This is a genomic window from Pseudonocardia sp. KRD291 (assembly GCF_019263595.1).
GTDB lineage: Bacteria > Actinomycetota > Actinomycetes > Mycobacteriales > Pseudonocardiaceae > Pseudonocardia.
On sequence record NZ_JADQDD010000254.1, the window covers coordinates 1 to 9,186 of the forward strand.

Genomic DNA, 9,186 nt, shown 5'->3' on the forward strand with positions numbered 1-9,186 from the left:
CGGCATCTCGGAGTACTCCCGGCCTACCCCTTCTACGGGGGGCCGCCGGTCAACCCGGACGTCACCGCCCGGGAGACGGTGGACGAGCTGCGCCGCGACCTGAGCGACGAGGCCACCGAGCTCGCCGTCGTCATGCCGAACTACGGCGTCCCCGACCCGGCGCCGTCGTTCGCGCTGAACGAGCTCTGCCTGGAGGCAGCCGCGTCCGACGACCGGATCCGCGCCGGGATCTGGGCGTCGCCGCGCGCGCAGGACGCGGTCGCCACGGACGGGGCGCTGGCCCTGGCCGCGGAGCCCGGGGTCCGCGTCATCAAGATCAGCTTCCTGCTCGGGGGCCGCGCCTCGGACCCGGAGTGCGCCCCGCAGCTCGACCGCATCTTCGCCACCGCGCGCGAGCACGACCTCACCGTGCACGTGCACACGTCACCGGGCGGCGCGTCGGACATCGACGAGGTCGGGCATCTGGTGCAGCGCTACGCGGACGACGTCCGGCTGCACCTGGTCCACCTCGGCGGCGGGATGAGCGGGCACATCAAGCTCGTCGGCGGCCGGTTCTTCGACTGGATCTCGGCCGGGAAGCGGGTCTACACCGACACCAGCTGGGCGATCGGGTTCGCCCCGCGATGGCTGGCCGCGGAGATCGAGCGGCGCGGGATCGGCGCGGACCGCGTGCTGTTCGCCAGCGACGAGCCCTGGGGTGACAGGGCGGGCGAGCTGGCCCGGCTCACCGCGGCGACCGGGGACGGCGAGCTGGCCCGGATGGTGCTGCGCGGCAACGCCGAGACCCTCTACGGCTGACCTGCGGCGAGGCCGAACTCGAGGGTGACCGTGTGGTCGTCGAAGCCGAGCCGCCGGTAGAAGCGGCCCGCGCCGTCGTTGGCCGCCGACGCGATGACGGACAGGACGTCGGCCCCGCGTCCGGCGGCCCACCGCCGGAACGGCCGTCGAGGTTCACGCCGTCACCGTGGCCCGGTCGGTCGGGGGCGGCGCCGGTCGGCGGCGGCGCAGCGGGTCGAACGGGGCGAGCTCCGGGCGGTCCACACCGGTGACGATCTGCTCGGCGAGCAGAGCGCCGGTGACCGGGCCGAGGGTCAGGCCCCACATGCCGTGCCCGCCTGCGACGTGCACCCCGGGCAGCAGGGTCCGGCCGAGAAGGGGCAGTCCGTCCGGGGTGAGCGGGCGCGGCCCGACCCACGGGTCGTGCACCGACGCCGGGTCGACGGCGGTGAGCAGCGGCGCGACCGAGCGCACGACCGCGGCGAGGCGTCGCTCCCGGAACGGGGCGTCCCGGCCGGCGATCTCCATCGTGCCCGCGAGCCGGGCCCCGTCCCGGTAAGGGGTGACGGCGACCCGCACCCCCGGCAGGTAGACGGGGGTCTCGAGCGGCTCGCGCAGCCCGACCGTGCAGGAGTAGCCCCTCCCGGCCACAACCGGAACCCGGACGCCGAGGTCCCGGGCCAGCTCGGAGAGCCAGGCGCCGGTCGCGAGCACGACCGCGTCGGCGGAGTGCGGGGGACCCGACCAGGTCTCGACCCGCAGGCCGCCGGGCCCGAAGCCGACCGACCGCACCGGGGCGCCTTCGACGATCCGGCCCCCACCGGCGCGCACGGCGTCGGCGAGCGCGTGCAGGACCTGGCCGGGATCGACGAACCGCTGCCCGTGCAGCTCGAGGACCGTCGTGATCCGGTCGGAGAACGGCGTGCCGGCCGGGCCGGGGGAGTACCGGACGGGCTGACCCGCCGCCCGGACGGCGTCGAGCTCGTGGCGCAGGCCCGCGTCGTCCTCGCCGGGCCGGAACCCGATGCGGACCGGCGCCTCGCGCAGGTCCACCGGCACCCCGCCCGCGACGAGGTCGTCGAACGCCGCGAGTGCGCGCGACGCGAGCGGGGTCAACGCGTCGAGGGAACGTCGCCAGCGTGCGGTCGTCGCGTTCCGGGCGAACCCGGCCATGAAGGCCAGCGTGTCCCTGCCCGGGCGCGGGGCGACCGCGAGCGGCGAGTCGGGGTCGGCCAGCCCGCGCAGGCCCTCGCGGAGCAGCGCGGGCTCGGGCAGCGGGACGGCCATCGCGGGCGTCAGGTAGCCGGCGTTGCCCCACGACGCCCCGGCCCCGACCGTCGAGCGGTCCAGGACGGTCACCTCCACGCCGCGACGCCGGAGATGCCAGGCACAGGACAGGCCGACGACGCCGGCGCCGACGACCACGACATGTCGGGGGGCACGGGAGCTCATGCAGCGATGGTCGTCCACGGCACCGGGCTGCGGTTTCGTTCGATCCGACGAAAGGAGCGTCGTTCTGTCGGTCGATCGGACGAACCCGATCGCGTCGCCGTGGTCACACAATTCCTCACCGCCACATCACCACGGGAGGTTCGTCCTGTGAGTACCCCGCAGATGACCGCTGCACAGACCGTCCGCCGGACGGGGCGCAGAACCGTCGCTCTCCTGGCCGGCGTCTACATCATCGACTACATCGACCGCGTCATGATCGCGATCGCGCTGCCGCTGATCGGCGCCGAGTTCGGGCTGACCCGCACCGAGCAGGGCCTGGTCGTCTCCGCCTTCGCGATCGCCTACATGCTCACCCAGATCCCCGGGGGGCTGCTGGCCGACCGGGTCGGCGCCCGCCCGCTGCTGGTGATCTCGCTGATCGCGTGGTCGGTGTTCACGGCCGCCACCGGCCTCGCGCCGGGGCTGCTCGTCCTGCTGCTCCTGCGCGCGCTGTTCGGTGTGGCGCAGGCGCTGTTCCCGGCGGCGTCGTTCAAGGCGCTGGCCGAGCGGACCACCCGGGAGGCGCGCACGCGCAGCGCGGGCCTGATGCTCGCGTCGAACTACGTCGGGGCGGGGCTGGGCCCGCTCATCGTCGCCCCGCTCGTCGTGCTGGCCGGCTGGCGGCACACGTTCTGGCTGGTCGCCGTCGGTGGGCTCGTCGTCGGCATCGCGCTGTGGAGGTTGCTGCCCCCTGCGCTGCCGCGTGAGCTGACCGAGCCCGACGCCCGCACGGACGCGCCCGCCGTCCCGGTCTCGCGGGTGCTGCGCAACGGCCTGGTGCTGCGCTGCGCCCTGATGTTCGCCTGCTTCAACATGCTCAACTACGGGATGATGACCTGGGTGCCGTCCTACCTCGTCGAGGCCAGGGGCATGTCCCTGGTCGCCGCCGGAGTGTCCTCGGCGATCCCGCTGCTGGTCACCGCGCTCGGGGTCGTCGTCGGCGGCACGCTGATGAGCCGCCGCTTCGACGCCGACCCGCGCAGGCTGCTCGTGCCCGCGCTCGTCGTGTCGGCCGTGCTGCTGGTCCCGATGCTGCTCGCCGAGTCGACGACCGCGTTCACCGTCCTGCAGAGCCTGGCCATGTTCAGCGCCGCGCTGGCGGCCATCGGCATCGTCGGGATGCCATTGCGCGCGCTGCCGCGGGACCTGGTCGGATCGGCCATGGGCGTGGTCAACACCGGCGGCCAGCTCGCGGGCGTGCTCGCGCCGCTGGTGATGGGCTGGCTCGCCGACCGCGCCGGGTTCGGCGCCGCCTTCGGCTTCCTCGCCGTGACCACCGTCGCGGCGGCGCTGATCGCGCTGGTGACCCGCCCGCGCACCGTCTCGGGCACGAACGTCTCCGGGAACGTCCCGGTCGAGGAGGGGATCGCATGAGCATCTACGACCTGGTCGTCGCGGGCGGACGGGTGGTGGACCCGGCCTCGGGCGTCGACGCCGTCGCCGACGTCGGTATCTCCGGTGGCCGTGTCGCCGCGGTGGGGACGGGGTTGCGGGGCACCCGGGTCGTCGACGCGCGCGGGCGGGTGGTCGCACCCGGCTTCGTCGACCTGCACAGCCATTGCGACGACATCCCCGGCATGCGCCTGCAGGCCTTCGACGGCGTCACCACCGCGCTGGAGCTCGAGGTGGGCATGTACCCGGTCTCGGCGGCCTACGAGCGCGCGGCGCTCACCGGCCGCCCGATCAACTACGGCTTCGCGACGAGCTGGGGCGCGGCCCGGCTGCAGGTCGTCGGCGGGGTCAAGGCGACCGGCATGCTCTCCGACGTCTTCACCGCCATGAACGTCCCGGCCTGGCAGCGCGCGGCGGAGCCCGCGCTCGTCGAGCAGGTGATCGCGCTGGTCGAGGAGGACCTGGCCGACGGCGCGCTCGGCGTCGGGATCCCGGTGGGCTACGCGCCGTCGATCGCGCCCGAGGAGTACGTCCGGATCGCCGCCGCGGCCGCCCGCGCGGGTCGCCCGACCTACACCCACGCCCGCGAGCTGGTCGAACAGGACCCGGACACCCCGATCGACGGCGCGGAGGAGATCGTGCGCGCGGCCGGGGAGACCGGGGCGCACATGCACTACTGCCACGTGAACAGCACCTCGGGGCGCCATCTGGACCGGGTGCACGCCACCGTGTCCCGGGCGCTCGCGGCCGGGGCGCCCGTCACCACCGAGGCCTACCCCTACGGCAGCGGCTGGACCGGCATCGGCGCGGCCTTCCTGGCCCCGGACGTGCTGCACCGGCGGGGGCTCACGCCGTCGTCGATCCAGCATCTGGCCAGCGGGCGCCGGATGGCGGACGCGGCCGAGCTGGAGCGGATGCGGGCCGAGCACGGTGCGGACCCGGCGTTCGTGCACTTCCTCGACGAGTCCGACCCCGGCGCCCAGGACCTGATCCGCAAGGCGATGCTCTTCGGCGACACCGCGGTCGCCTCGGACGCCGGCGACCCGGTGTGGCGCAGCGGGACCAAGGACCCGATGGCCTGGCCGCTGTCCGCCGACGCCGTGGCCCACCCGCGGACCGCGGGCACCTACGGACGCACGCTGCGGCTGCTGGTCCGCGAGACCGGCGCGCTGAGCCTGACCGAGGCGATCCGGCGGTGCACCGTGCTCCCGGCCGACATCGCCGCGAGCGGCGTGCCCGCGCTGGCGCGCAAGGGGCGGTTGCAGCCGGGCGCGGACGCCGACGTCGTGGTGTTCGACCCGGACACCGTCACCGACAACGCCACCTACACCGACACGACCCGCCCGACCACCGGGTTCGACCACGTGCTCGTCGGCGGGGAGGCGGTGGTCCGGGACGGGGAGCTGGTGCCCGACGCGCTGCCCGGACGGCCCGTCCGCGCGTAGGCCGCGACCCGGCCGGTCGATCCCGCTGCCGCGCGGTGAGCCCGGCCGGTCGCTAGTCCCTCAGCAGGCGCAGCCGCAGGTCGATCAGGGCGGCGAGACGCACGTCCGGGTCGCCGAGGTCGGCGCCGGTGACGTCGCGGATCCGGCCGAGCCGGTACCGGAAGGTGCTCGGGTGCACGTGCAGGGTCGCCGCGGCCCGGGCGACGTCGCCGAACGCCCGCAGGTGGGCCTCGAGGGTGCCGGTGAGGTTCGCGCCGTGCTCGGCGTCGTGCCGGGCGAGCACGGCGACGACGGCGTCCGCGGGGAGATCGAGCTCCTGGTCGGCGAGGCGCAGGAGCATGAGGTCGGTGCGCAGCGCGCGGGCCGACGCGGTCCTGCGCGACCCGCGCCGGAGCAGCCGCAACACGTCGTCCGCGTCCCGCCGGGAGACCGCGATCCCGGCCGGGTCGGCGGTCGCGCGGCCGACGCCGGCCCGCAGCGGGGTCCGCGACCCGGACCGTTCGACGAACTCCTCGAGCACCCGCAGCGCGGCGGCCTCGTCCGCCGCGGGGAGCAGGCCGTAGACGGTCTCGTCGAGGGTCACCACCGCGGTCGTCGGGTGCACCAGGCGCAGGTGGAGGCCGAGCGCGTCGACCACCCGGTGCAGCGCCGCCGTGTGCTCGGCGCCCTCCGGCAGACTCAGCCGCACGCCGACGACGCAGACCGGCGACCCGGCGACGCCGAGCCTGCGCGCGGCGTCGGCCAGGTCCCCGTCGCGGGTGAGCAACGCGGCGAGGAGCTCCCCGCCCACTCGTGCCCCCGCCGAGGTGACGGCCTGCTCGCGCAGCAGCTGCAGCGCGACGATCTCGGCCGCGGCCTCGAGCGCCTGCAGCCGGCGCCCGGACAGCGGCTGCGCGACGACCGCCCAGATCGAGCCCAGGACGGTGTCGCCCGCGCGCACGGCGACCGCCGTCCGGGGGAGTTCACCGGGGAAGACCGAGGGCACGTGCACCGGCCCCGTGCGGGTGGCCAGCTCCCGGAAGACCCCGGTGTCGGCGAGCCGGCGCTGGTAGGACTCGGGCACCCGACGGCCGAGGACGGTGCGGACCCGGCCGTCGTCGGTGTCCTCCTGACCGCCCGAGAACGCGAGCACCCGGAACCCGGGGTCCTCGATGGTGACCGGCGCCTCGACGAGGGCGGCGATCTCGTTCGCCAGCTGGAACAGATCCCGCGGACCGCCGGCGTCGTCGTCGACGAGGCGCTGAACCAGCAGGAGGAGCTGCTCCCAGACCACGCCGCGGCTCACCTCGACCACGGCGATCCCGGTGCCCTCCGCCGCCGCGGCGACCACCGCGCCGGATCCCGCGGGCTCCCTCACCGCGAGCGCGGCCACCCGCGCGGGGTCGAGCCGCGCGAGCGCGACGGCGACCTCCTCCGGGCCGGACAGGCCGATGCCGAGGACCATCCCCTCGGCGGTCGCGTCCGCGGTCGGGTCGAGGAGCGTCAGCCGCTCGACGGATCGGTCGGCGTCCCCGGTCACGACCCGCAGCACGGCCCCGCCCAGGTCCTCGACGATCCGGGACAGCCGCGTCATCGGGCTCGCCCGCTCGGCGACGGCACGGCCCGTGACGTCCGCGCCCGCCCGGCGCCGTCGGGCCCGTCGGGGCCTCGCGGTCTCCGACCCGGTGCCCCCGGCAGGATTCGAACCTGCGACCTAGAGATTAGAAGGCTCCCGCTCTATCCAACTGAGCTACGAGGGCGTTCGTCGGCGACCGTCCGCCGACCGCCGGAGCCTATCGCCCGGACGCAACACGCTCGATCCCTGCACCGCGAGACGTCACCGCACCATGATCCGCAGGTCCGGCGGGCCGCGGCTGCGGGGCCCCGCAGCGGGACCACCATCCGTACGGCTGACACGCGCGCGGAAAGGGCCTCGCCTGCAACCCCCACACGGGGTGGCCTCCATACTGTCCCCATGGTTCTGGGACTGCGATCCGCGATCGGGTCGGATGTGGGTCGCCGCCGGACGTCGAACCAGGACTCCGGCGCGACCACCGGCCGCCTGCTCGTCGTCGCGGACGGGATGGGCGGCCACGCGCACGGCGAGGTCGCGAGCGCGGTGACGGTGTCCGCGCTGACCGAGCTCGACGCGCGGTTACCCCCGGACCTGAGCGACGTCGACCTCGCCGAGGAGTTGTCGAACGCCCTCGTCGCGGCGACCGACAACCTCGAGCAACAGGCCCTGGCCGACCCGGACATGCGGGGGATGGGAACCACCGTGGTCTCCCTGCTGCTGACCGGGGAGCACCTCGCGCTCGCCCACATCGGTGACTCCCGGATCTACCGTCTGCGCGCCGGCTCGCTGGAACAGCTGACGCACGACCACACGATGGTCCAGCAGCTCGTCGACGAAGGGCAGATCACGCCGGAGGAGGCACTGGTCCACCCGCGCCGGTCGGTGCTGATGCGGGCGTTGAGCACCGACCACGAGCCGGAGCCGGACCTGGACCGGGTGCCGATCGAGGCGGGGGACCGGTTCCTGCTCTGCTCGGACGGGGTCACCGCCGTGCTGGGGGACGACGCGCTGCAGGAGACGCTCGGGTCCGAGGACGACCCGGGCGCCGCCGTGGCCCGCCTGATCGAGCTGGCGAACGAGGGCGGGGGCCCGGACAACATCACGGCGATCGTCGCGGACGTGGTCGAGGTCGCCGACGCCGACGAGCCGCAGGCCCAGCACCTGCGCGTCGCCGGAGCGGTCGCCGAGGGCGCATCCTCCAGCTGACGGTCCGGCTCAGCGACGTGTGACGATCCGTCGCAGGGCGATCCGGACCGGCGCGCCGGTCCCCGCCAGGTGTGCGGCGACCCGGGCGCGGACGTGCGCGGGCAACGACGGCGGGTACAGCCCCGAGGCGCACAGAAGGTCGACCGTGGTCGCCGGCCCGTCGTCACCGGTGTCGAGCGTGAACGCGAGACGGTCGTCGCCGAGCACCGCGAAGTCGGCCGCCGCGGCGAGCCAGTCCGGATGGTCGATCGCCGACCGGTGACGCCAGTGGCCGCGCACCTCACGCGCCAGCCGCCGGGAACGCATCCCGAACGACGGGTTCGTCGGCACCAGCATGGTGACCAGCCCGTGCGGGAGCAGGACGCGACGCAGCTCCGCGAACAGACCGTCGATGTCCTCCTGCACGGGGAGCAGCAGCGGGACGACGAGCGTCCCGACCGACTTGCCCGCCAGGGGCATCGCGGTGGACAGGCCCCGCACCGGGGACGACGGCCCGTCGCCCGGAGGGTCGAGCACCAGGGCCCCGCCGGGAGCGACGACGACGTGGCCGGACGACCCGGAGGCCGGGGCCCACAGCCACTGCGCCGCCGTCGTTCCCGTACGGGCCTGGAGCCGGGACAGCTGCGGGTCGAGGTGCGCCCGGCACGCGGGACAGGTGTCGGCCATCGCTGGAGTCTGCCAAGGCCGCACCCGCGTTCCCTCCCGGCTCGACCACTGCTGCACGCCGAACGGCACCATCGCCACGATGATCGACAACGCCGGGACGGCGCGCGGCCTGCACCGACGGCGACGGACCGTCACCGACCGCTCGCCCGAGCGGATGCGACGCCGGGCGTCCGCAGAAAAACTTCGAGATCGCCGGCGAGCCGTCGTGTCGACGACGAGCGACGTACGACGGCAGGCCTGGGGGTCTGCCGAGACAGCCCCTCTTGCGTGATCGTTGCTGGTCAACCAGGATGAAGGGCAGCTCGGCCGTCGCGACCGTTCGTCGCAGCAGCCGGGAGACGTGATCGCCGGCCACGCAGGCCCGAGAGTCGGGTTTCCGCAGGTCGGAGCGCAAGTACGACCCCGATTTGACGTTGCCGGACATCGGGGCGTAACTTTACGTCTGTCAGCGAGACAGCCGGACAGAACGGCCCACACAGGGCCGGTCAACAGGCCCGCTGATCAGCCCGGTGATACCCCCCGATGATTTCGGTTGTCGGTGTGTGGTTTAGGGTTACTGGTGTTCGTCACTGGCGCTGCTCTTGCGGGTGGTCCGGTGTGCGGGTGTCTTTTGAGAACTCAACAGTGTGTCGAGCTATGAATTTTTTGGTTTGG

General features: G+C 74.4%; 7 protein-coding genes and 1 tRNA gene. 4 read left to right on the top strand and 4 right to left on the bottom strand.

What is annotated here, in order from left to right; translation table 11 throughout:
• Positions 1 to 798: amidohydrolase family protein (locus I4I78_RS25815; RefSeq protein WP_218614092.1), on the top strand; the 798-nt coding region annotated here is incomplete at its 5' end.
• Between the two features lie 153 nt (positions 799 to 951).
• Here the strand turns inward: I4I78_RS25815 and I4I78_RS25820 are convergent.
• Positions 952 to 2,229, bottom strand: a complete 1,278-nt coding sequence (locus tag I4I78_RS25820; RefSeq protein ID WP_218614093.1) for an FAD-binding oxidoreductase — start codon at positions 2,227 to 2,229, stop codon at positions 952 to 954.
• A 147-nt stretch (positions 2,230 to 2,376) separates the two neighbouring features.
• On the opposite strand from I4I78_RS25820, the gene I4I78_RS25825 reads away from it, so the two are divergent.
• Together I4I78_RS25825 and I4I78_RS25830 are read left to right on the top strand one after the other, a co-directional pair.
• Complete coding sequence (locus tag I4I78_RS25825; protein ID WP_218614094.1) at positions 2,377 to 3,642, top strand: MFS transporter; 1,266 nt, start codon at positions 2,377 to 2,379, stop codon at positions 3,640 to 3,642.
• Complete coding sequence (locus I4I78_RS25830; RefSeq protein ID WP_218614095.1) at positions 3,639 to 5,105, top strand: amidohydrolase family protein; 1,467 nt, start codon at positions 3,639 to 3,641, stop codon at positions 5,103 to 5,105. Before I4I78_RS25825 ends, I4I78_RS25830 begins: the two co-directional genes overlap by 4 nt.
• Before the next feature lie 52 nt (positions 5,106 to 5,157).
• Here I4I78_RS25830 and I4I78_RS25835 read toward each other — a convergent pair whose 3' ends face one another.
• Together I4I78_RS25835 and I4I78_RS25840 are read right to left on the bottom strand one after the other, a co-directional pair.
• On the bottom strand, positions 5,158 to 6,678 hold the full coding sequence (locus I4I78_RS25835) for a CdaR family transcriptional regulator (protein ID WP_218614096.1): 1,521 nt from the start codon (positions 6,676 to 6,678) through the stop codon (positions 5,158 to 5,160).
• Between the two features lie 92 nt (positions 6,679 to 6,770).
• Positions 6,771 to 6,844: transfer RNA gene (locus I4I78_RS25840), tRNA-Arg, on the bottom strand.
• A gap of 215 nt (positions 6,845 to 7,059) precedes the next feature.
• Between I4I78_RS25840 and I4I78_RS25845 the strand changes: the two genes are divergently transcribed.
• On the top strand, positions 7,060 to 7,866 hold the full coding sequence (locus I4I78_RS25845) for a PP2C family serine/threonine-protein phosphatase (protein WP_218614097.1): 807 nt from the start codon (positions 7,060 to 7,062) through the stop codon (positions 7,864 to 7,866).
• Between the two features lie 9 nt (positions 7,867 to 7,875).
• Here the strand turns inward: I4I78_RS25845 and I4I78_RS25850 are convergent, their stop codons facing one another.
• A complete protein-coding gene (locus tag I4I78_RS25850; RefSeq protein ID WP_218614098.1) occupies positions 7,876 to 8,532 on the bottom strand; it encodes a hypothetical protein in 657 nt (218 codons plus the stop codon).
• Positions 8,533 to 9,186 lie beyond the last annotated feature (654 nt).